Source organism: Nocardia cyriacigeorgica NBRC 100375, assembly GCF_000308555.1.
GTDB classification, from domain to species: domain Bacteria; phylum Actinomycetota; class Actinomycetes; order Mycobacteriales; family Mycobacteriaceae; genus Nocardia; species Nocardia cyriacigeorgica.
This window is the reverse complement of the sequence record NZ_BAFY01000324.1, coordinates 26844-48765: the sequence shown is the minus strand read 5'-3', so window position 1 is coordinate 48765 and position 21922 is coordinate 26844. Positions and strand designations below refer to the sequence as shown.

The following is a 21922-nucleotide window of genomic DNA, read 5'->3' as shown; positions in this document are numbered from 1 at the left end:
CAATCTACGTCTGCAGGTGCGTGATTCGTGGCTGCGGCACCGGCTCACCCCCGATGAGGCGGCCGGGGTCGTGGTGCACAACAGCTACTACCGCACCCTCGGGCAACCGCACTGCACCCTGGTGACCTGGCCGATCGCGCGACTGGTCCCGCTGGGTGTGCGCACCGTCGACGGGATCGAGCACCGGGTCGACATCATCGTCTACGCCGAGGATGACGGACATATCGTGCGCAGGGTAGCCGGCCCGGGCCGCACGCACAACCCGCCCGAACTCGTCCCCGCTGGCCTGCCCACTCGGTCGAAGGAGATCGCATGACCACCGCCGTCGATCACGAGATCATCATCGTCGGTGCCGGGTTCTCCGGCATCGGTGCGGCGATCGCGTTGCGCAACGCCGGGTTCGACGACTTCCTGCTCGTCGACGACGCCGACGGCGTCGGCGGGACCTGGCATTGGAACACCTATCCCGGTGTCGCCGTGGATATTCCGTCGTTCAGCTACCAGTTCTCCTTCGAACAGCGCACCGATTGGTCGCGGGTCTACGCGCCGGGGCACGAACTCAAGGCCTACGCCGAATCGTGCGTCGACAAATACCAGCTGCGTCCCAGAATTCGTTTCAGCACCACCGTGTCCGGCGCGGACTTCGACGAGGACGGCGATCGCTGGATCCTGCACATCGCCGACGGTGCCGACCTGACCGCGCGTTTCGTGATCAGCGCGACCGGCGTGCTCACCCGGCCCAAGCTCCCCGACATCGCCGGGATCGACAGCTTCGCCGGCGTCACGATGCACACCTCCCGCTGGGACCACAGCCAGGACCTGCGCGGCAAGCGCGTCGCGATCATCGGCACCGGCGCCTCGGCCGTGCAGGTGATACCCGAGATCGCTCCGCGGGTAGCGCATCTGACGGTGTTCCAGCGCACCCCGATCTGGTGCCTGCCGCGCCCCGATATGCCGCTGCCGCTGCCCGTGCGCTTGGCGATGAGAATCCCGGGTGGCCGCACCCTGACCCGGCTGGTGAGCCAGACCTACGTCGAATTCACCTTCCCGCTCGCCGCCCACTACCACCGTTCCCTGCCGACCGCCGCGATCGGCGAACGCGCGGGACTGGCCCACCTTCGTCGCCAGGTGAAAGACCCCGTCGTGCGGGAAGCGCTGACCCCGAAATACGCGCTCGGCTGCAAACGCCCCAGCTTCTCCAACGACTACCTGTCGACCTTCAACCGATCCAACGTCACCCTGGAAACCACACCGATCAGCGAGATCACCTCCACCGGTGTGCGCGTCGAGTCCGGCACCGAACACACCGCCGACGTCCTCATCCTCGCCACCGGCTTCAAAGTCATGGAATCGGGCAATATGCCCACCTACGATCTGCACGGCATCGGCGGCCGCGACCTCGAAACCTGGTGGGACCACAACCGCCTGCAAGCCTACGAAGGTGTGAGCGTCCCCGGCTTCCCCAACTTCTTCTCCATCATCGGCCCCTACGGCTACAACGGCGCGTCCTACTTCACCCTCATCGAGAACCAGACCCGCCACATCCTGCGCTGCCTGCACCACGCCCGCGCCACCGCCGCCGCCCGCATCGAAGTCACCGAGGAAGCCAACGACCGCTACTTCCGCGAAATGCTCGCCCGCCGTGGCGGCCAAGTGTTCTGGCAGGACAGTTGCGCCACCGCCAACAGTTACTACTTCGACAAGCACGGGGACGTGCCATTGCGGCCTGCGTCGACCGTTGAAGCTGCGTGGCGCAGTGGGCATTTTCCGTTGAAGGACTACGTCTTCAGCTGAGCGAGAGGGCGGTCGGGCAGGTCCGGCTTCTTCCCGGCGCGGCCCCGTAAAGTGGATTTTTCACCGCGCAGCCGCGGCCTCGACAACAGTAGGCCGTGACTTGGCAAGGATTGAATCCGTGTCAACCATAAGGGAGCGCGCCGAAGGGCGGTGCCGTCATCCTCAGGTTCCCGACTACGAGTTCGCCAATCGTGGAACAGCGAGCGAGAATTGTGATGTCGGACGGTGATCGCTAATCGTGGGGGGCTCTGACGATTAGCTCGCGAATCGACTGCGACGCTGTGACTTTGCTCAGCTCAGTCTGCCTGCATGACTTCTGTCCAGTCTGTTCGAATACGAGATCCGTCAGAAAACATGGTGATTCCGCGTTCCCGAGCTGATGCGAGATGCGCGTCGACTTGGTCGCTGAAACCGGTGAGGCGCCATGGCGAGGTGGACTCCCTGACTAGATCGGCGATCTCTCTCATGAGTCCGACCTGTACGCGAAACCTGCCGAAGTCGGCTTGCTCGAATGGTGTCGCTGCTGACCCGCGGTCGATGCGATCGCCGGACTCGATGGTGTTGATAAGGGGAAGGTAATACGCGTACAGGTACTGGTCTCGCGTCAACTCGTCGAGAGATATCGCATCCACGTCGGGCTCCTCTGGGTCGAAAGCCTGAACGATCATGTCCCGCCCATCGGGGAATGAGGCGACGCATCCCAACGCGAGCGAGGGCGGGGTGGACTCGATCGACAGCACAGAACGCTTCTGTTCGACCAGCTTGCGGCGGAGCGTGCGTTCCATGGCGCGTGAACGCCCTTTCGCTTCGGCCACAACCCATCCTGAGGGAGCACGGCCGATCAGGTCCGCACGCTTGCGGCCTTTGGTGAATCCGACTGCGTACGTCGACGCGTAGCGGTCGATATGTAGCAGGTGGCTTACGTTCAAGACTTGGCGGCAGAATATCGCTGTCATCGCGGTTCCTAGGGCGTAGGAGAGGCCGACGAGCTCGGACCGATCGAGTTCGGTCGCCAGTCGCGAACGGGTAAGAGCCCCACCAGGTCGACGGCGAATATACGCCGGGATAAGAGACGTTCGATGCAGCCATTCCCAGGTCGATGCTCTGCCGTATCTGTGCTGCTCACCGGGTGCCCGTCCCGTGGCGAAGAGTGCGTGCGCCAGCTCGTCGGTCCCAAAGCTGAGTTGGCCCCGAGGAGTAACCGAACGGGGAAACGCGTAGGCATCGTAGGGTACTTCAAACGACGGTGAAACCGAAATATCGATCATGCTGGGCTGCCCCTGCTATGCGTCCTGTACACCGGCGATCTGCTCGGCCATGGTACGAGTGGTTGAAATAGTCTGTCTACCAGACTCGTATCTGTCCATGGCGGTCGAGCATGGCCAACACTAGGCCACGATCGTGGGTATAGAGGTCGTGTTGCGGCGAGAGAATCAGCGTCGGTTCAAACGTTGGTGCGGGCTATTCGGAGTCGTGTTGCTGGGAGTCTCCACGCCTCTCCTATCAGCGCGGTATGTCGGTCACACCGTCCGCCGCTCGTCTCCACTTCGTCGCCCACGCGGCGCGCCGGTGCGCCTCTGGTAACGCGTCCACTGCGGCCCGTACTTCGTCTCTCGCTCTATCTTCCTGTCCGAGCACCCGTAGGACTATGGCCCGTTGGAGGCCGACGAATCCGGGGGTGTACCAGTAGCCGGCCTCGGGTGGTTCGTGGTCGTCGGCCGCTTCCGCTGCCCGGTCGGCCAGGCATAGGCGGTGCTGCGCTTCTGCGGTTTCGCCCTCGGAGGCGTGGATTCGGGCTCGCGCCGGCGCCACTAACGGGTCGGTCCGCCGTCGCGACTACGCCGGTGAATCCCGTCGATCAGCAACCCAACCCTTATCCGAATTCGGTCGACCCATACGGCCGCCCTCGGGTAGCGGTGACAAGAAATTGGTGGGCTGCGCTGACTGGACCTTTATCAACCCGGGACCGGCATCTTTGACGACGGTTCGATGGATTATGCGGCCGAATGCCTAAAGGGCGGTTCGATGGCACCGCGATAGGGCTCCAGGCTAGACGTTCGAACAGGTCCGCTCCGAAGGAGCTGGGCAGCCGTCCGCGTACCCGAGACTTCGTATCGTCGAACTACAGAATTGCCCTCCGGTGCAGGCCGGAGGGCAATTCTCCTGCGTTGGGCTGAAGGGGTTACGACCTGCGACCGCTTGACTGGGAGTCAAGCGGTCGCAGGTTCAGATTGTGTGCCCCGACGGCGTCAGTGGCGGTTCTGGGCGGTCGGCACGCCGAGATGGCGGGTTCAGCCGGCGGGGTGGCCGTCCCACGACACGAGCTTCCAGCCCTTCGCCGGGGTGCCCTTCACGACCACGCGGCCGGTGTTGTGCAGCGGGTCGGTCTGCAGCTTGCTCATATCGGGGTTCGAGACGGACATGAGTGTCCAGAACATGATGGCGCCGCCGTGGGAGAAGATCACCGCGCGCTTGCTGCCGCGGTCCTTGATGTCCTGCAGGGAGTTATCCATGCGCTTCTTGAACTCGTGGCCGTTGATCGAGCCGGGGATCCTGGCGTCCAGGTTGCCCTGCAGCCACTGGATCGGTGCGGCCAAGTAGCCCTCGCGCGCATCCTTTTCGGGGGTGCCCTCGTAGATGCCTGCCTCGATCTCGTGCAGCCCCTCTTCGACGACGGTGGAATGACCGCACAGCTGCGAGGTCGGCTCCGCCGTCTGCTGGGTCCGCACCATCGTCGATGCGTAGACGCCGTCGAACTTGCAATCGGCCAGCAGCTGGGAGACCGCAGCGGCCTGCGCCCGCCCCTTCTCGGTCAGCTCGGGGCCCGGGACCGACGTGTCGATCAGCCCGGAATTGTTGCCGGCCGATTCGCCGTGCCGGACGAACGTGAGGAACATTTCCCCGGTCTGCGGTGCCGCGGCCGCGCTACCTGCACCGGCGGCCATCACCGCCACCGCCGCGATGACCGTGGCGATCATCGCGAACAGGCGAGACTTCATCAGGTTCATAGGGACTCCCTACTGGATATCGGTTCGGCCCTACTGGGGCGTCCCAGTGGCCGGAGTCACAGTAAGTTCGATGCGACAGGCTCCCAACAACGTCTCCCGGTGGACGGGAACCTTCGGCCGCTTTCCTGCCCCGGCCGCTACTCGGTCGCCGTCGTCGCGAGCGACTCCGCGATCAGCGCGCCGAGTGCCCGCGACGATTCCGCTAGCTCGCGAGACCTGATGTTTCCGGCCGGCGCGCTATCCCTTGGGGGCGAACCGTGAGATCCCGGCGATAGTTCCGGTGTAGATACTGCCGTCGGATCCCATTGTCATGCCGGAATAGAAACCGTTCTCACAGGCATTGCCCCCGGTCAGTGTGGGGACATTGTTCGCCATCTCGCCGGACACGGTCGATGTGCCGGTTGCCAGCAACCCCGCCACCACACCAGGTGCGCACTCCTGCGCAGCGCCCGGCACGAACCACCGGGACTCTCCGGTGCCCAGATCGAGCGCGTGGACACCGAATACCGCACGTCCATCAGGCTGAACCTGAAGCGAATTGCCGAGCACCACATCCGAACCGCGGGAGATCATCGGAACCCCGTTGGGGAAGCTGGCTGTCGGGTTTTCCCACACGGTGCGACACGATCGGGTCTGCGGGTCCCAGTCGACCCGCGCGACCCCGTGCGCCGTTTGCGCGGGATCGCCGCCGGCGAGCCCGCTGGCGGCGACGCGGTTGTATCGGGGCATCGCCGCGTACCGCTCGTCGTTCTGTAGCTGGTTGTCGACGACGACGGCGGAGTGTCCGGCGACTGCGACAGATTGCTCGGTGGTTGTGCGGGTTCGGCCGTCACCGAAGTCGATCTCGACTTCGCAGGCGATGCGTGGGTCCCGGCCCGGGGCGATGGGTGTCCAATCGGCGGGAATCTCGTCTCGCCACATGAGCACTAGGTTCCGGACGGGTTGCTCGTCTGTCAGGACGACGAAGCGATCCTCCTGGGCGCTGGTTCCCATCAGGGTCGGTGTCGATCCGGTACCACGTCCCAGCGAGACTGCGCTCGGCGTCGGGGAGGTCTGATACTCGGTCCGCCACGTTGCGGCCAGGGCCGAACCGTCCCAATCCAATCGGTACTGCGCCGCGGTCGTGGCCGGATATATACCACCGTCCTCGTCGACGGCGAAGTTGTTGGTGAGCTGTTCGAGATCGGCTTCGGGCACGGCAGGGTCGTCGCAGCGCGGTCCGTTGACGGAATAGTGCGCGAGCACGCCACTTGTCTGCCATTCCGTCGGATCGGCGGGCAACACGATCATGTCGCCGAACTCTGTTCCCACCACGAGGCGACCGTCGTAGGTATGTGCGACGCCGGTCAGTTGCTCTGCCCGGCAGAAGAATTCGTCCGGAATCGAGTATCGGGCGACGCTGCGGATCGGCGAGGAAGGTATCGCCGGGTCGACGTCTCCGAATGCCTCGACCGCCCGGTCGGCGATCCGAATGACCTGGTTGTTCGAATTCAGTTCGTAATAGGCGGTTCCGACACTCGCCGAGGCGGCGACCGGTGGCGTCGTCGCGTATGTGCGCAGGCTCTTCTGGTCGAGCTTGACCACCTGGTTGGTCCCCGACATCGACGCCCAGATGACCCGCTCGCCATTGGGGTACGGCGTCGACTCATACGCCCAGATCGGTACTACCCCGGGAAGAAACGCGTGCTCGGCACGATACTGCCCGTCCGGGGCGGTCGGGTAGGGGTAGGACTGTTGGCGGTACCCGTCCCGGTGGGTTCCGCCGTCCGGTGCCAGGTACGGATTGCAGGGCGGTTCATCGGATACACCCGACTGGCACTGGTGAGGCGCTTCGGGGGGAGCCGCCGCCGCTTCCTGTGTCGGAAGTACGAGCCCGACAGCAACCGCGAGCGCGACGACCATCGGTGGGAATCCGTTCTGCAACGAGAACTCCTAGTGCGGGTGGGAAAGGGTCAACGAGATCGATCAGATGCGCCGCACGGCGAACCAGGGCGCCGCACGATGTCGGCTTCAGGATCGACACCGTCGCGCTGCTGTATCCGCCGACCGCGACCACGGCTGTCAGGCACGGATACGGGCGCGTGCAGGCGGCCCGGTGACTGCGAAGCTGCGGTTAGTGTAGACGTTTGACTACAGTCTGGCAATCGGGCAGGCGACGCGCGGTCGGGGCCGCTGCAACAGGGGTCAGTCTGGAAGAAACGCGATCGACGTCGAACTCCCTGCTGCCAGTAGCACGTGAGGCCGGATTTCGTCGTTGACGAATCGGCGGTGACATTGACACGCCTATCGGATCGGCGGGCGACTCGGTACCCAACTAGTGGAATAATCTGCGGTGGGTGCGCGAAAGGACGATTGGGTGAAACTGGAGCTGCTGCTGCTCGGCGTCCTCGGTAGGCGACCGTCCACCGGGTATGAGCTGAAGAAGTACTTCGATACGCGCGGGCGGTCCCTGCGAGCGAACACGCAGATGAGCCAGGTGTACCGCGCTCTGAACAAGATGACGGAGGAGGGTTGGGTCCGGTTCGAGGTGGATCCACGGCCGGGGCCGCAGGACGCCAAGACCTACTATGTGACACCCGAAGGTATGACGGTTCTCCAGGATTGGCTCTCCAGTCCCTACAACCCGCCGGAATGGTTTACCGAGCGGGAGTTCGTGGCGCGGCTGAGCTTCGCCGGATTCATGACCGAGGAACAGGTCGTGCGGCTCATCGATACCGAAGTCGCCGCGCGCCGTGCGCAGGTCGCGCGGGACCGCGGGCGTGATCGGACGCTCGCGCCCGAGCTCCCATCTTCGACACCATTTCCCTTCGACGCCGAGCTCGGGGGTGCGATCGACCAGCGGCTATTCCAATGGGGGAGTGCCGGAATCATCAAGTACGTCGAACGGCTCGAAGAACTCCGGGCAGACATCGTCAGCGGTCGCCTGCGCGCGGAGGCCGTTGAGTCCGGGCGCGCCGCCGCCAGCAGCCGGAGTTCATGATCAGACTGCGATTCTCAACCGAATCCGTCCGCGGGCCATGAGTACGCAGCCTCCGATATCGCCGGAGGTACTCGGTCCGTACCGCAAGGTGATCTGCATGGTGTCGTTGCACGGTTCGCGGCCATCGGTGCCGGGGTCGCGCCGGTCTCGGTGCTACGTGAGCTGGCGCCCGAACTCGCGGCACTCTGACCAGGTACCGGATCCGAGGTGCTCAGCTGTGTCCCGCTCGGCCGAGCACCTCGGCCTCGTCATAGGGGGAGAATCCCTGCGCCCACAGGTGCCCCCGCAGCGCGATATCACGGGCCATGGTCGCCATGTGCTTCGGGTCGTACGGCGTCTCGGCCTCGAGCCACCAGCGAAGCAGCGTGAGTGTTTGGCCGGTCCAGGCCCACGCCGCGACTGTCAGTGGAACCCTGGGTGTCGAGCCGAACTCCTTCGCCCGGTCCGACCACAGCTGCTCGGTTGTCCGTGCGGTCATCTCCATCAGTTCCCGCAGCGGCAGGCCGTCGCCGGTACCACGCAGCACGAGGCGATACATCTGCGGCTCGGCGGCAGCGTGTTCGAACAGCGCGGTCAACGCGGCCCCGGAAAACCCCACGTCATCGGGCTTGGCCGCATCCGCTATCCGCGCGTCCAGATCCTCCCGCAGCTCGGCCACCATCTGGGCGAGCAGATCGTCCTTGTCCCGGAAATGGGTGTAGAACGTCGCGCGGCCGAGGTCGGCGCGCTCGGCGATCTGATCAATTGTCGCAGCGGCGTATCCGGACTCCAACGACAGTTCAGCCAGTGCGCGCATGAACCGGCGCCTGGTCTCCCGCACCCGCCGACCGCGTCGTGTGGACGGGGGGGAAGGCTGGCGAGTTCGCATGTGGACACCTCAGGTCTGTTCGCTGTGGATATACAGAGAGTACAACCATAGACGAGGGGATGGAGTCGGCGCGTGTCAGCGCGGCGTGGCGGGCTCGGCCGGCCTCGCCCGGCGAATCCATACCGCCGTCAGCGCCAGCATCGCGGCCATGCCCGGCTTGTTCACGAAGACCGCGATCGTCCCCAGCGCCACCGTGTTGTCGGCCAGATACAACGGAAACATGATCGCCACGTGCAGCGCGCCGTAGCCGGCCCAGGCGAGGCTGATGCGTCGATGCAGTGCCCGGCGACGGTCGGCATCGGCGGTGTCGGAGGGCTCGTATCCGAAGTATCTGGCGACCTGGAGGCTCAACGGTGTGCCGATCAGCACGCTCGCGCCGAAGCCCACCGCGATAACGGAATTGAACACCAGGCTCGGTAGGAAGAATCCACGGCCCTCGCCGGTGAGGGCGGCCGAGATCGAGAACACCAGCACGACCGCCACCGCGGCGAAAACCGTCCGTGGTGAATCCCGGCGCAGCAGTCGAACGGCCGTCAGTGCCGCGGCGATGGCGAGTGCGACGAGGACCCCGCCCCGGACACCTGCGACATGGTCACCGACGAGGAAGCCGAGAATCGGGGCGCCGCCGTCTGCGATATGGCGAGCGTTGTGGATCAGGGGGTGTTTCGATGATGCGGTCACCCCACCATGGTGGACTAAATATCCAACTATGTACATGAAGTCTTTCCTATGAAACTGCAAGTTCGGTAACCCCCGCGGAGGCGTGGCATCGCTGGTTTTGCGGAATGTGGCGGTGTTACACGAGGTCAGCACCTTCGGCGCGTCGTCCGACTCGGGCGGCCCGCTCCGTCGCGCGGGCCCGCACTCGGCGTCCGAGGACTTGGTCTGTACTATCTATCTATCTATCTATAGATAGACCATATGTACACATTGAGAAGTTGCTCGTACGGAGTGATTCACATGGAGGTGGACAGGTGAGCGGAGAACCCCGCAACGTTCTGATGCTGGTGTCGGATCAGCACAACCCCAATATTCTCGGGTGCGCAGGCAACGAGACGGTGCTGACGCCGAACTTCGACGCCCTCGCCGCGGCCGGCACGCGATTCACCGAGGCCTACTGCAACAGTCCGATCTGCGTTCCGTCCAGGGCGGCATTCGCGACCGGACGGTATGCCCACGACACTCACTACTGGGATAACGCGATCGCCTACGACGGGCGCGTGGACAGTTGGGGGCACGCACTGCAACAGGCAGGCCGGCGAGTGGAGTCGATCGGCAAACTGCACTACCGCAATGCGTCCGACCCCACCGGTTTCGACCGCCAGCAGCTGCCGATGCATATCAAGGACGGCATCGGGCAGGTGTGGGGTTCGGTGCGTGACCCGCTACCGCGTCGCGAGCAGGCGCCGATGATGGTGTCGATATCGGGCGGTGCCGACAGTGATTACACGCGATACGACGCGTCGGTGACCGAGCGTGCCTGCCAGTGGCTGGCCGAACCTGCCGCGCGGACCGAGCCCTGGGTGCTCTACGTCGGGCTGGTCGCCCCTCATTTTCCGTATTTGGCGCCGCCGAAGTTCTTCGACCTCTATGACCAGGACCTGCTGCCGGCCGCCGGTATGCGGCCCGATCAGGGACACCCGCGGCATCCGTGGGTCGAGACCTATGCGGCGACATTGCCCGGACTCGACGACGCCAACACCGAGGAGGAATGCCGCCGGGCGACCGCCGCGTACTACGGCCTGGTCAGCTACCTGGACGACAACATCGGCCGCATCCTCGACGCCCTGCACGGCAACGGCCTGGCCGATGACACCATCGTCGTCTACACCTCCGATCACGGTGACCTCGTCGGAAGTCGTGGATTGTGGGGGAAGTCATTGATGTACAAGGAATCGGCGGGCATCCCGATGATCGTGTCCGGCCCCGACATTCCGGTCGGCAAGGTCAGCCGGACGCCGGTATCGTTGGTCGACTGCTATCCGACCATTCTCGACGGCGCAGGTGTGCCGATTCCGGCCGACGATCGGCCGGGTCGGTCACTGCTCGAAACAGCCCGGGGCGCAGACGAACCCGATCGTGTCGTCTTCAGCGAATATCACGCCATGGGCGCCCCTACCGCGGCGTTCCTGCTCCGCAAGGGTCACTACGTTCTGCATCACTATGTGGGATTCGATCCTGAGCTGTTCGACATGAGCTGTGATCCCGAGCAGGCGCACGACCTGGCCGCCGACCCGGCCTATGCGACAGTGCTGGCCGATCTGGAGTCCGAGTTGGATCGCATCGTCGATCCGGTCGAAGTGGACCGACGCGCCAAAGCCGACCAGGCGGCATTGGTCGCCTCGTTCGGCGGCCCGGAAGTCGCTGCCACCATTGGCACGGTCGCGGCCACGCCCGCTCCGCAGGCTGGATGATCGGCGGTCGGAAGCCATTGACGGTCTATGGCACTAGTGACATAGTATGCATTCGACAAGTGGTATGGCGGTCGGCGGCCGGATGGAGGACCGTCGCGACCGGTCCGGTACCTGCCCGCCGCAAGTCGCACAGGTAGGAGAGGCGATGGATATCGACACCGGCCGCCGCACGTGCTGTCCGCCGCCGCGCCAGGAAACAACCACCGCAGTGCGCCCGGTGGCGGCGCCGGCCACTCGTGGCCGGGATTCGATCGACACCATGATCGCCTTGCCTGGAGGGGAATTCCGCATGGGCACCGACGATGGGGCGGGATATCCGCGCGATGGCGAAGGGCCGGTGCGCACCGTCCGGATCGACCCCTTCCTGATGGATGCGCACGCGGTCTCCAACGACCGATTCGCCGCATTCGTCGCCGACACCGGGTACGTGACCGAGGCGGAGACGATCGGCTGGTCGTATGTGTTCGCGGGATTCCTACCGGCGGCGGTGCGCCGGGAGTCGCCGCGGCCGGAGCGCACGCCATGGTGGTGCGGGGTGCGCGGTGCTACCTGGAGTCATCCGGAAGGTCCTGGAAGCGATATCGACGGTCGCGGCGACCATCCCGTTGTGCATGTCTCCTGGAACGACGCCATGGCGTTTTGCGCATGGTCCGGCAATCGTCTGCCTACCGAGGCGGAATGGGAGTACGCAGCTCGGGGCGGATTGTCCAGGAAGCGATATCCGTGGGGTGACGAAGTCGATCAAGGAGGGCGCTACAGGTGCAATATCTGGCGCGGTAGTTTCCCTGCGAAGAACACCGCTGCCGATGGGTATCGGGGCACAGCTCCGGTCGATGCATTCGAGCCCAACGGATTCGGTCTGTACAACACCTGCGGCAACGTGTGGGAATGGTGTGCGGACTGGTGGACGACCGAGCATGGAAGCCCGCCGATTATCAACCCTGCCGGGCCGAAGACGGGTGACGCCAAAGTGATCCGTGGAGGTTCGCATATGTGTCACGACTCGTACTGCTTCCGCTACCGGGTCGCGGCCCGTTCGTCGAACACCCCGGATGGAGCCGCCGGTCATACCGGATTTCGCTGCGCTCGTTCGACGGAGGTGTTGTCGGTGGCCGGCGAGGTCGCACCACTGCTTTCGGGCTGAATCGGAAGTTTCATACGTCCGACTGCGGTCGGCGATGTTGCTCCGCAGAATTGTCGTTCAGCTGCCCATAACTTTATTGCGCTATTTCTCGCGTATCACCGAAGGTGATGCGTCTACTGGTCGTTTCACCGGGAAAATTGGTCCAGAATTTTGTCGGGATGAGATTTCGAAAAATCGATCCGAATGTTCTGGTGGTGTCGTAGCCTACGCAGTAGCGCGCGCCAGCTGAGGTTGAAATCACTTGGCTCCGTTATGGTCTGCCGGGCACCCATGCCCTTCTCGGTTGAATGACCGGCGGCCTGATCGTGAAACGATGAGGAAGAATGACAATTCGACGAGCAACATCTGCCGCAATATTGGCCGCGGCGCTGAGTGTGGGGCGGGAACAATGGCGTCGGCCGAACCGGCGGCGACCGAATCTCCGGTTGCAGTGGCCGGTCCGGCCGCGGCTGCGGCGACCGAACTGAGCTACCGGGCGGTGCAGGAGGACAACTCCGTCGTCGCGACCGTGGCCGAAGGAGGATTTGCTGTTGATGAGGATACGAAGACGGTGACATTGCACGATGCCGCGGGCGCAGTGCGGGATTCGGTTCCGTTGAGCTATGTCCTCGACGGCCGGCGCCACCCGATCGCCGTGGCCATCTCCGACGACCGTCGCCAAGTCCGCCTGACACCGCAGCTGGTCGCCGCGGACGGTTCGGTCACGGCAGCACGACCGGTCGCCTCGCCGCTGGAGAACCAGCTCGCGATGAATGATCTGATCAACTCGGTCAGTTTCGGCCTGTCCGCGGGCAGCCTCATCGGCACGATTGTCGGCGCGGTCATCGGTGTCGGCGCCGGGCTTGCGGTTTCGGGTGCGTCGTGCGTGGTGCTGTCGGTCGGTTGCGTGCTGGCCGTCGTGCCGATCGTGACTCTGCTCGGTGGCGTCGGTGGCTTGGCCGGGCTGATGCTCGGCGGTGCGCCGGGACTCGTTGCCGGACTGTGGAATTACTACACCACGTTGCAAGCGGCACCCGGCGCCAGCAAGTACGCCGATCAGTTGCCGGCCTTTCAGGATCGGGCGCCCGAGGCGGAGGCAGTGCGATGAATATGCGCAGAAATGCCTTCGCGGCGCTGACCGCGGTAGCGCTGACGACTGCGTGCGCGGTCGCGGGTACGCCCGCCTCGGCCGATCCGGTCGGCACCGCTGCGGAATCGGAATTCCGGATCGACACCTCGGGCCACCACGTCAGGACGACCATCGATGCAGGTTCGTTCGCCGTGGCCGCGGATGGCAACTCGATCACCGTCTCCGATGACAGTGGCCAACCGGTGGGACAGATCCCCTTGGCGTTCCAATTGGACAACCAGCGCTATCGAGTTCAGCAGACGATCTCCGGCAACGGCCGGACCCTGGAATTGGTCCCGGACCTCGCCAACGCCGAGCACGTCGCGTCGCCACTGGAAGAGCAACTGGCGGCGAACGACAGCCTCAGCACGCTCGGTACGGCGTTGATGCTGGGTCCGCTCGCAGGGGCAATCGGCGGCGCGGTCATCGGCGCCGTCGTCGCGGTCGCATCGTGTGCGGTCATCGCCGTCGGCTGCCTGCTGGCGGGGCTGCCCATCGTCGGCGTATTCGCCGGCGGGGGAGCCCTCGCCGGGACGGTTCTCGGTGGCGGCGCGGCGGCGGCCTACGCCGCCTGGAACTACCTGAACACGGTGATGGCGGCACCGGGCGACAGCAAGTACTCGAAGGAAGGCCAGGGCACCAATGGTGCCGGGGTGCCCGACAGCCGACTTCGTATCCCGAAGCTCTCCACCGGTTCCGGCGGCGGCGGTAGCAGCAGCGGGAGCGGAAAGGGCTGACCATACCCGCGAGGTGGCCCGCAGGCGCCGGGCCACCTCGCACACAGATGTTTCTCCGCGAGCCTCTGCGCGCGGCACCACACGAACCCGAGTCGAACTCCGCACACCATGGATGAGCCTGTGTCAGCACTGAATTCCCATATCGTCGAACCCGCTTCGGGCATGGCGTCCGGTCCGGATGTCGACTATCGATTCACCTTGGCCGCCGAACGGACCTTCCTGGCGTGGATCCGCACTGCGCTGGCACTGCTGGCAGGCGGAGTCGCGGTGCATGAACTGGTGCACGATTTCGCTACGCCCACGGTGCGCGCGGTAATGGCGACCGCATGCGCGACGTCAGCGGGACTGGTCGCCGCGGCGGCGTATCCGCGATGGCGTCGCATCGACGCCGCGATGCGGCGCAACAACCCACTCCCGCATTCGATCTCCCTGGTGATTCTGGCGGGAATCATCACCGCGATCTGTGTGGTCGCCGCTGTAGCGATGGTGGCCGCATGAGCCGGCGTGATCCAGGTCTGCAACCCGAACGCACAGCGTTGGCCTGGCAACGTACCACTGTGGCCGCCATGGCCACCTCGCTGCTACTCCTGCATGCCGCGACACGGCAGCCGACGACGTGGGTGGCCGTGATCGTGGGTGCGATGGGGTGCGCGCTGATGCTGGTTGCCTCGGCCGGAGCATGGCGTACGCACGCATTGCGCGCACACTATGCGCGATCCGCCCCGGTTGTCCTTGCTGTGGTCGCCGCGGCCTGCACACTGGTCGCCGTCTCGTCGCTGGTCGTCGTCATCGTGACGGCAGGCCGCTGACCGATCACGCTGATGCGTCGCCACGCATGATTCGTACGGCTTCGGTGTCGATGGCCTGCCGGAGACGATCGGCCGGGATGTCGTCGAGCCCCGTCGCGGAGCGCAGGAACGGTGCGAACAGTTGCCAGCCGAGCTGAAACGCGATGACGTGTGCCACGGCCATCGTTGCGCCGTCTTCGCTGGAGTGGTGTGACCGCGCTGCCCTGATCATGCGGTCGACGACCGGGAACCGATTCTGCATCTGTCCCACCGGATACCCGTCGAGTATGCAGCGCGCCAGCACCAGCCAGTGCCGCCGCATTCGCGGATCGTCCAGCGACAGCAGCTGAAAGTCGGTGAGTTCCGCGTTCTGCACCGATAGGTGATCGAGGACCGCGGCGACCAGGTTGTCCTTGGCGCCGAAGTGCCGGAAGACGAGCCCATGGTTGACCCCGGCTCGTTCGGCGATGGTGCGGATCGAGGTCGCCGACGGGCCTCGTGCGGCGAACAGGTCGGCCGCATGCTCGAGCACAGCGGACACGACCTCCGCGCGACCGAGCGGTCCCGGGCTATCAGAACCTTTACCCTCCGGATTCGTAGTCATGCGACTACAGTAGCGGATATGGTTGCCTTTTCGGTTTCCGGGATCGCGCTGATCTCGGAGTCGCAGGATGCGGCCCTCCTCGAACTGCGATAGGTCCCGGCCCTGGGTGCCAGGGCCGGGACCTATCTGGTGCGGAACTAGTCGATCGTCTCTGGATCAGCGACCTGATCGGCGGCAGTCACCTCTGCCCGATGGTCACGATCCCGCCGAGACGCGCTTGATCGAGAACAAGCCGCCGGCGAGGAAGTCGCCGCCTCCGATCGGCGTGATCATGCCTCCGAACAGGTTCCACTTCCGGCTGGCATCCGGCATCGGCCACCGCGCGACAATTTCTCCGGTATTCCAATCAATTCCGACGTACTCGTACTTGCCGTCGCGCTTACTGGCGGCATACAACATCTTCCCATCCGCGGAAACCGACGGAACCGTGATGTCGCTGTTGTCGACTTCGGTGTTCTCCCACACCTTTTCGAAGGTGTTGTCCGCGCTGTTCCAATGGAACTTCTGCATCCCTCGAGGTGCGGCGCGCGTGGCACCGGGCGCGAAGATGTTGGCCCATACGCTCGGAGCGGGTTCTGGATACGCCGTAGTCGTAGCCAGGACATCCTGGCCGAATACGGTGGGGGACAGCTCGAGAGTGACGTCGGTGCCGTCCACCTTTACTTCGCCGGCGATGCGGCTCGGCGGTGCGTCGGTCCCGCTGTCGTCCGCGTCGGCCGGAATCTCGTCACGCCAGAAGGCGACCAGGCTCGGTCCATCAGCACTCGCATCAGAGATGAGGACCAGTTTGTCCTCATCGTCGCCGAATCCCATGAGCGTCGGCGTGGTACCGGAGCCGCCAGAACGGGTCAATGATCCTGCGGCCTGGGCGATCGCGGGATCGGACCGGGTGTAGTCGGCTTCCCAACCGCCGTCTTCCTCGGCGATCGATAGCTTCTCGCCTGTCCAAGCGACCTCGAGCATCCGGCGGGATGTCACGGCGTAGATGCCTGTCTCGTCGATCGCGAAGCTGTTTTCGAGGCGCTCATTCGAGAAGGGCAGCACCGACACGATGTCGAGATCACGGTTCATGGCGACGAGTGCAGAACTCGATCCGACGACGACGTGACCATCGAATGTCATGCCCATCCCGACGAGTTGAGCGCCGGGCTGCCGTACTGCGGCAGCGACATCGGGCGGCGTTCCTTCCGGGAGGGGAGCGGTGCGCAGATCGACGACCTTGTCGTACCGCAACGGGCCGTCCACGAGGTTGTCGTCGGTGGTGCGCAGGACGCGACCGCCTTCGATGACAGAGTAGTGGTACCCATCCTTGTCGATCATGCTATAGGCGCCGTTCGGAATCTTGGCGTAGCTGATTCCCGCCGCCTCGGCCTGTCCGGCAAGGCCGACCAGAGCAGCGTCGTCATTGGCTGCGATGGCGGCGTCGGTCGCGTCGATCAGACTGTCGACGAGCGCCGGGTCCGGCGGCTGCATACCGGGGTAGGGGAGGAAGTCGATCTCCTCGAACCGGTCGCCGGTGGCACGTATCTTGTGAATTCCGTACATGCTCGGCGCCAGCACGATTCGGTCGTCACCGATGTATTTCACGGTCGGATTGCTCGAATATGTGGTGGCGACGTACTGCACATCCGAATGTGATAACTCTTTGGAGACTTCAGGGCCGGTCACCGTTGAGGCGTCAGTGGCGGCAGAATTGAAATGGGTTATGGGGTACTCGGATTCGGCCAGCCAAGGGTTGGCCGGTGGCGAGCTCGGGGCGGCTGCCTCGTGCGGCGGCGCCGGGTCGGCGGTGCATCCGACCGCCAGCACCGCGGCGGCTGTGAGTATGGCGACCACCGCGACAAGTGGCCGATAGCGATCAGACCGTGAATGGCGTCCGCTCGCGCATGGTCTGGTGTGGTTCTCCAGGGGTTCGTTCATCGATTATCCGATAGTCTCCGGGGTGGTGGACGAGATCAGTCTTGGATCAGGTGGGAAGCAGATGCGGCGTGTTTACGAAGCCACCACCATGAGGCCGCGATAGCGAGAATTACCGACGGCTTGCCCAGGATGATGGTCGCGATACCGAGCGCGGTGACCTGGTCGGCGGCATACAAGGGCGCGATCACGACGACATGCACCAGCCATTGCACCGTCCACAGAATGGTGAGGAGCCGGTGCTTGTGAACGGCTACCGAGGCCAGCGAATGGATGCGGAAGCGTTGGCACACGCGCAGGGTCAACGGCCGGCGCGAGGGCACCGTCACGCCGAACACAATGGCGAGGGCCAAGGAACCGAACAGTTCGGGTAGGAAGTAGCTTCGGCCCTCGCCGGTCGCAACCACCAGTACGGAATGCAGTGTGACCGCAGCGAGAGCTGCCCCGACGATCTTGACCGAATCGCCGCGCCACAGCCGCCACGCCGAGAGTGTGACGGCGACGGCGACGGCGAGTACGACCGCGGCCAATGGGCCGAGTAGGTGATTGCCGGCAAGGAATGCCACAACCGGGGCGGCAGCATCGATGAACTGCCTCCTACTGTTGGGGCCCAGGAGCTTTGAGGCGACTGCACCTGTCGTGGATGCGGTGTCGGTTCGCGCCGCCTGCTCGCCGTCGATGGTCATTCAGCGAACGGGTCGTGGGCCGATGATGGATGCACGCTCCATCACCCTGATCTGGGGCCAGTAATCACTGGCTGCGTAGTGCTGGACCGCCCGGTTGTCCCAGAAAGCCACGGTGTCCGGCTCCCAACGTAGCCGGACCTGATGCTCCGGCGCATCGGCCGTGCGGCACAGCCGGTCGATCAACGCGCGGCCCTCATCGAGGTCCATACCATCGATGCGGTCGGTGAAGATCCTGTTGACGAACAGATGTTTGCGACCGGTCACCGGATGTGTGCACACCACCGGATGCCGGACCGGGGGGTGTTCGGCAGTCATTTTCGCGCGTCGCTCGTCGTCGAGAAGGTGGCCGAACGCACGGGTGAAGTCGTGTACGGCGTCGAGGTTTTCGACCTGGGCGCGGGTGGCGTCGTCTAAGGCCTCGTAGGCGGCGTTCATGTCGGAGAACAGGGTGTCACCCCCGAGGGCGGGTACCGAGATGGCGTGCAGGATGGCGCCCATCGACGGTTGTTCGCGCCAGGTGACATCGTGATGCCAGGCATTTTCGAATCCGCTGACCTGGGCGCTCTTCTCGAACCGCACCAGTTCGGGGTGGCTGGTGTTGGAAGGGATGAATGGGTGGACTTCCAATGTGCCGAACCGGCGGGCGAAGTTGACATGCTGCTGTGGCGTAATCGGTTGATCGCGGAAGAACAGCACCTTGTACTCGTGAAGGGCTTGGCGAAGTTCGACGATCGCGGCGTTCGGCAATTCTGCGGTCAGATCAATTCCGGAAATCTCTGCCCCGAGTGTCGCGCCCACCTGGCGCGCATCGAAGTACTCCCAGTCTCGTGCTGCGAGCCGGTCTCGCTCGGCCGCTAGGTAGGTGAACGGGCCCGACAACACCGGGTAGCCCGGCAGCCGCACAGGGCGGGCAGCGAAGTCGGCAGCGGGGTCCTTCACGCCTGTGGTTGGCATCGTGGTCTTCTTTCTGTCGACACATTCTGTAGTCGTTTGACTACAGCAACATCCACTACTGTAGTCGTGTGACTACACGACGTGCAAGGGACGTCGCGCGCCATGGCTCCGCTGGGTCGAACGAGGTTGTGCCCGCCGTTCTCGCACATGTGGCCGACCTCTGTGCCGAGTGCGGTCCGGCGGCGGCATCGATCCGCGCCATCTCCGAGCGGGCTGGAGTGGAGCACGGGGGTGATGCTGCGTCATCCAAATGGTAGATACAACGTATAAACATGTATATCATGTCTAAGTTGGCAAGGCTGAGAAAAGAAGGGCGAGTAGTAGTGCAGAGACCAACCGGATGGAGTCGCCGACGTTTCTTGACGCGGTCCGGAGCGATCGCGGCCGGGACGGCGGGTGTGGCGTTGGTGCGGACTCCGGCGGCGCGCGCCGAGGGCGCGGGCTTCGATCCCGGCCCCGTCCGGCATATCCTGCCGACGGCCTCCCATGACCGATTCCTCATCAAGGTGTCGTTGCACGCACCGATAGCCCAGCCGCCACTGCTCACAGTCGATGACGTCCCCGTGCCGGGCGCGATGACCGACACGGCGGGCGAGTGCTTCGCCTTCGATGTCGGTGGACTGGAAAGTGACCGTCAGTACACATTGCGTCTTACCGACGTCGCGGGCGCACCCCTCACGTCGCCGTGGCCGTTACGCACCTTCCCGGCTCCGAGCGCCGCACCGCGGCGATTCCGGCTAGCTGCCATCACGTGCGCCGGCGGCCCAGAGGCATTCCTCGCGCCGATGTCCGGCTACCCACCCGTGGCGCCACAATTCCAGCCACTGCGGATCAAGCGGCGACTACTCGCCCGGGCGTTGTCATTCGCTCCGGATGCACTGCATGCCAATGGTGATCACGTGTACTGGGACATCAGATCCATGCCCAGCGGGCTGGCTCAGGGCAGCTCGCCTCAGGCGGGGGTGATCGGTGGCGGGTATTTCGATCGCGGACTGCCGATCAAGGGCACCGTCAACGAGCCGATCCTCAAACGCGACTTCGGGCCGCAGATCGCGGACCTCTACGGCGTCGATTGGCGGTCCACTCCAGTGTATTTCGTCCGGGACGACCACGACTACACCGAGAACGATGAGGCGGGACCCCATCTGCGGACGTTCCCGCCGGACCCATTCATGGTCGACGCGGCCAGGAGCACCCAGCAGTTCTACTATCCGGAGCTGTTCACCGATGCCGACATGCCCAGCGGATTCGCCGACGACCGAGGACTGTCACCGGATTTCGGAGTGCTGCGTTATGGCAACCTCTTCGAAGGCTGGATCTACAACGCAAAAGGGCTGGCCAACAACACCCGTGACCCGAATCAGCCCGACTATAACGGGGCAACGGGCCGCGACGGCCACCCCGACGCGCGGATGGTGCCGGAGCCGATCGAACGGTGGCTGATCGAACGGACCCGAAGTACCGACGCCGCGCACTACGCACACATGCCCAGCTCGCCCATTCTGTGGGGAGCCGGCAAGTTTCTCGAGTGGTACCCCGATGTCCTCGGCGACGACGGACAGCTGCATGCCGAGATGGACAAACCATTCTGGCCGAGTGGATGGCACGACCAGCACGACCGCCTGATCACTGCCGCCTCGGCCCGCGCCGACCGTATCCCCCTGTTCATCAGCGGCGACCTGCACGCATCCGCCCTCGGCACCATCAGCGCTACTCGCGGGCACGATTTGTCCGCCAACCCGGTTGTCTCCCTGTGCTGTGGCACACCCGGCACAGGCGGACCTGGTTTCCCCTCGTCGTTCCGCGGCACTCTCCCGACACCATCGACGACCCTCCGGGCCGAAGAGATTGTTGCCCCCATCGAGGAGAACGGCTTCTCCATCATCGATTTCACACCCGAAGAGGTCTCTATCGCCATGTTTCGCTGGAATCATCGCAGCGACCCGGAGTCGGCCATTGATGATCTCGAGCCGTTTGTGGTGCACCGCATTCGACGCCGCTGAAGGGTGGGCTGACAACGCGCGATGATTCAGGCCATGGCAACAGATCTCGAACTCGACCGAGCCGTGCGTGTAGTACGACCGAGTTGGCTGGGACACCGTACCGTGCGAATTGTGTACGACGTCGAGCGCCGTGCTGCGGGGCGGCCGATCTGATCAACCGAAGGTGGATCCGGCGGTCATGCCGCCGTCGACGACGAATTCTGCACCGTTGCAGTAGCTGGATTCTTCGGCGGCGAGAAAGACCACGAGGTCGGTGACCTCTTCGGGGAGACCGAGGCGTCGGAGCGTGTCGCCGGCTCGGTTGATGGCCGGGGCGCCCGTTGTTTCGCCGGCGATCATCGGGGTCAGGATTCCGCCGGGTGCACCGAGTTCACGCGGACGCCGTGCGACGCGAGTTCGAGGGCGGCGGACTTGGTGAGACCGCGGAGACCGAATTTGGAGGCGGTGTAGGCGTGCATGCCGGAGACACCCTGGATGCCCGCGGCGGAGGAAATATTGATCACCGAGGCCGGTCGGGCCGCGATCAGCGCATCACGTGCAGCGGATATTCCCAGGAACGGACCGGTGAGATTGACGCTGAGCACACGCCCCCACTGACGTTCGGTATAGGTTCCCAACGGTCCGCCGTCGAGAACTCCCGCATTGTTGACGAGCACGTCGAGTTTTCCGAAGATGCGTTGTGTTTCGGCTACTGCGGCTTCCCAATGCCCTGCGCGGGTGACGTCGAGGTGCAGATACGTCGCGGCAGCTCCGAGCTCATCGGCCAGCGCGCGGCCCGCATCATCGGCGATGTCCGCGATGGTGACCCGCGCTCCCTCCCGGATGAATGCCCGGGCGTGTGCAGCTCCCCATGCCGGACGCGCCGCCGGTGATGAGGGCAACGCGGCCGTTGAGGCGTCCGCTCATCGTGTGGTCTC

General features: G+C 64.6%; 18 protein-coding genes and 2 pseudogenes. 10 read left to right on the top strand and 10 right to left on the bottom strand.

The features are described from left to right. Nucleotides 1-316 (top strand): annotated as a pseudogene (locus RJ05_RS29650) (hypothetical protein); the annotation flags it as partial. Beyond that, on the top strand, nucleotides 313-1794 hold the full coding sequence (locus RJ05_RS27890) for a flavin-containing monooxygenase (protein ID WP_036542785.1): 1482 nt from the start codon (nucleotides 313-315) through the stop codon (nucleotides 1792-1794). The pseudogene RJ05_RS29650 and the gene RJ05_RS27890, both read left to right, overlap by 4 nt. A gap of 296 nt (nucleotides 1795-2090) precedes the next feature. Here RJ05_RS27890 and RJ05_RS27885 read toward each other — a convergent pair whose 3' ends face one another. The 3 genes from RJ05_RS27885 to RJ05_RS27875 all read right to left on the bottom strand — a co-directional run bounded on the left by RJ05_RS27885 (nucleotide 2091) and on the right by RJ05_RS27875 (nucleotide 6404). Continuing rightward, nucleotides 2091-2750, bottom strand: coding sequence for a hypothetical protein (locus tag RJ05_RS27885; RefSeq protein WP_138445563.1), 660 nt, complete (start codon nucleotides 2748-2750; stop codon nucleotides 2091-2093). 1335 nt (nucleotides 2751-4085) lie between these two features. Next, nucleotides 4086-4802 carry a histidine phosphatase family protein gene (locus RJ05_RS27880; RefSeq protein WP_051017015.1) on the bottom strand — a complete coding sequence of 239 codons (717 nt, stop codon included), beginning with the start codon at nucleotides 4800-4802 and terminating at the stop codon, nucleotides 4086-4088. Nucleotides 4803-5039: 237 nt separating this feature from the next. Beyond that, complete coding sequence (locus RJ05_RS27875) at nucleotides 5040-6404, bottom strand: hypothetical protein (protein ID WP_104360779.1); 1365 nt, start codon at nucleotides 6402-6404, stop codon at nucleotides 5040-5042. Between the two features lie 754 nt (nucleotides 6405-7158). On the opposite strand from RJ05_RS27875, the gene RJ05_RS27870 reads away from it, so the two are divergent. Further along, complete coding sequence (locus RJ05_RS27870) at nucleotides 7159-7782, top strand: PadR family transcriptional regulator (protein WP_036542811.1); 624 nt, start codon at nucleotides 7159-7161, stop codon at nucleotides 7780-7782. A 211-nt stretch (nucleotides 7783-7993) separates the two neighbouring features. Here the strand turns inward: RJ05_RS27870 and RJ05_RS27865 are convergent, their stop codons facing one another. Together RJ05_RS27865 and RJ05_RS27860 are read right to left on the bottom strand one after the other, a co-directional pair. Next, nucleotides 7994-8578, bottom strand: a complete 585-nt coding sequence (locus RJ05_RS27865) for a TetR/AcrR family transcriptional regulator (protein WP_051017008.1) — start codon at nucleotides 8576-8578, stop codon at nucleotides 7994-7996. Between the two features lie 147 nt (nucleotides 8579-8725). Beyond that, nucleotides 8726-9331: a DUF3159 domain-containing protein gene (locus tag RJ05_RS27860; RefSeq protein ID WP_036542774.1), complete on the bottom strand. Its 606-nt coding sequence runs from the start codon at nucleotides 9329-9331 to the stop codon at nucleotides 8726-8728. 293 nt (nucleotides 9332-9624) lie between these two features. On the opposite strand from RJ05_RS27860, the gene RJ05_RS27855 reads away from it, so the two are divergent. The 6 genes from RJ05_RS27855 (at nucleotide 9625) to RJ05_RS27830 (ending at nucleotide 14862) form a co-directional block, all read left to right on the top strand. Further along, nucleotides 9625-11064 (top strand): sulfatase family protein, encoded by a 1440-nt coding sequence (locus RJ05_RS27855; protein ID WP_036542771.1) that lies wholly within the window; start codon nucleotides 9625-9627, stop codon nucleotides 11062-11064. Between the two features lie 145 nt (nucleotides 11065-11209). Further along, nucleotides 11210-12208 (top strand): formylglycine-generating enzyme family protein, encoded by a 999-nt coding sequence (locus RJ05_RS27850; RefSeq protein ID WP_051017025.1) that lies wholly within the window; start codon nucleotides 11210-11212, stop codon nucleotides 12206-12208. A gap of 283 nt (nucleotides 12209-12491) precedes the next feature. Further along, nucleotides 12492-13295 (top strand): DUF8020 domain-containing protein, encoded by an 804-nt coding sequence (locus tag RJ05_RS27845; RefSeq protein ID WP_138445562.1) that lies wholly within the window; start codon nucleotides 12492-12494, stop codon nucleotides 13293-13295. After that, nucleotides 13292-14053 (top strand): DUF8020 domain-containing protein, encoded by a 762-nt coding sequence (locus RJ05_RS29645; RefSeq protein ID WP_138445561.1) that lies wholly within the window; start codon nucleotides 13292-13294, stop codon nucleotides 14051-14053. Before RJ05_RS27845 ends, RJ05_RS29645 begins: the two co-directional genes overlap by 4 nt. Before the next feature lie 120 nt (nucleotides 14054-14173). Next, nucleotides 14174-14551, top strand: coding sequence for a YidH family protein (locus RJ05_RS27835; protein WP_306306404.1), 378 nt, complete (start codon nucleotides 14174-14176; stop codon nucleotides 14549-14551). Continuing rightward, complete coding sequence (locus RJ05_RS27830; protein ID WP_081597592.1) at nucleotides 14548-14862, top strand: DUF202 domain-containing protein; 315 nt, start codon at nucleotides 14548-14550, stop codon at nucleotides 14860-14862. Before RJ05_RS27835 ends, RJ05_RS27830 begins: the two co-directional genes overlap by 4 nt. 4 nt (nucleotides 14863-14866) lie before the next feature. Here RJ05_RS27830 and RJ05_RS27825 read toward each other — a convergent pair whose 3' ends face one another. The 4 genes from RJ05_RS27825 to RJ05_RS27810 all read right to left on the bottom strand — a co-directional run bounded on the left by RJ05_RS27825 (nucleotide 14867) and on the right by RJ05_RS27810 (nucleotide 19002). Next, nucleotides 14867-15445 (bottom strand): TetR/AcrR family transcriptional regulator, encoded by a 579-nt coding sequence (locus tag RJ05_RS27825; protein WP_081597591.1) that lies wholly within the window; start codon nucleotides 15443-15445, stop codon nucleotides 14867-14869. A gap of 195 nt (nucleotides 15446-15640) precedes the next feature. Further along, a complete protein-coding gene (locus tag RJ05_RS27820) occupies nucleotides 15641-17365 on the bottom strand; it encodes a hypothetical protein (protein ID WP_138445560.1) in 1725 nt (574 codons plus the stop codon). Between the two features lie 35 nt (nucleotides 17366-17400). Further along, nucleotides 17401-18048 (bottom strand): DUF3159 domain-containing protein, encoded by a 648-nt coding sequence (locus RJ05_RS27815; protein WP_036542757.1) that lies wholly within the window; start codon nucleotides 18046-18048, stop codon nucleotides 17401-17403. Beyond that, nucleotides 18049-19002: a TauD/TfdA dioxygenase family protein gene (locus RJ05_RS27810; protein WP_051017000.1), complete on the bottom strand. Its 954-nt coding sequence runs from the start codon at nucleotides 19000-19002 to the stop codon at nucleotides 18049-18051. It lies immediately after the preceding gene. A 563-nt stretch (nucleotides 19003-19565) separates the two neighbouring features. On the opposite strand from RJ05_RS27810, the gene RJ05_RS27805 reads away from it, so the two are divergent. Continuing rightward, nucleotides 19566-21005: a hypothetical protein gene (locus tag RJ05_RS27805; protein WP_138445559.1), complete on the top strand. Its 1440-nt coding sequence runs from the start codon at nucleotides 19566-19568 to the stop codon at nucleotides 21003-21005. 153 nt (nucleotides 21006-21158) lie between these two features. Here RJ05_RS27805 and RJ05_RS27800 read toward each other — a convergent pair. Next, nucleotides 21159-21911, bottom strand: a pseudogene (locus RJ05_RS27800) (SDR family oxidoreductase). Nucleotides 21912-21922: the final 11 nt, after the last annotated feature.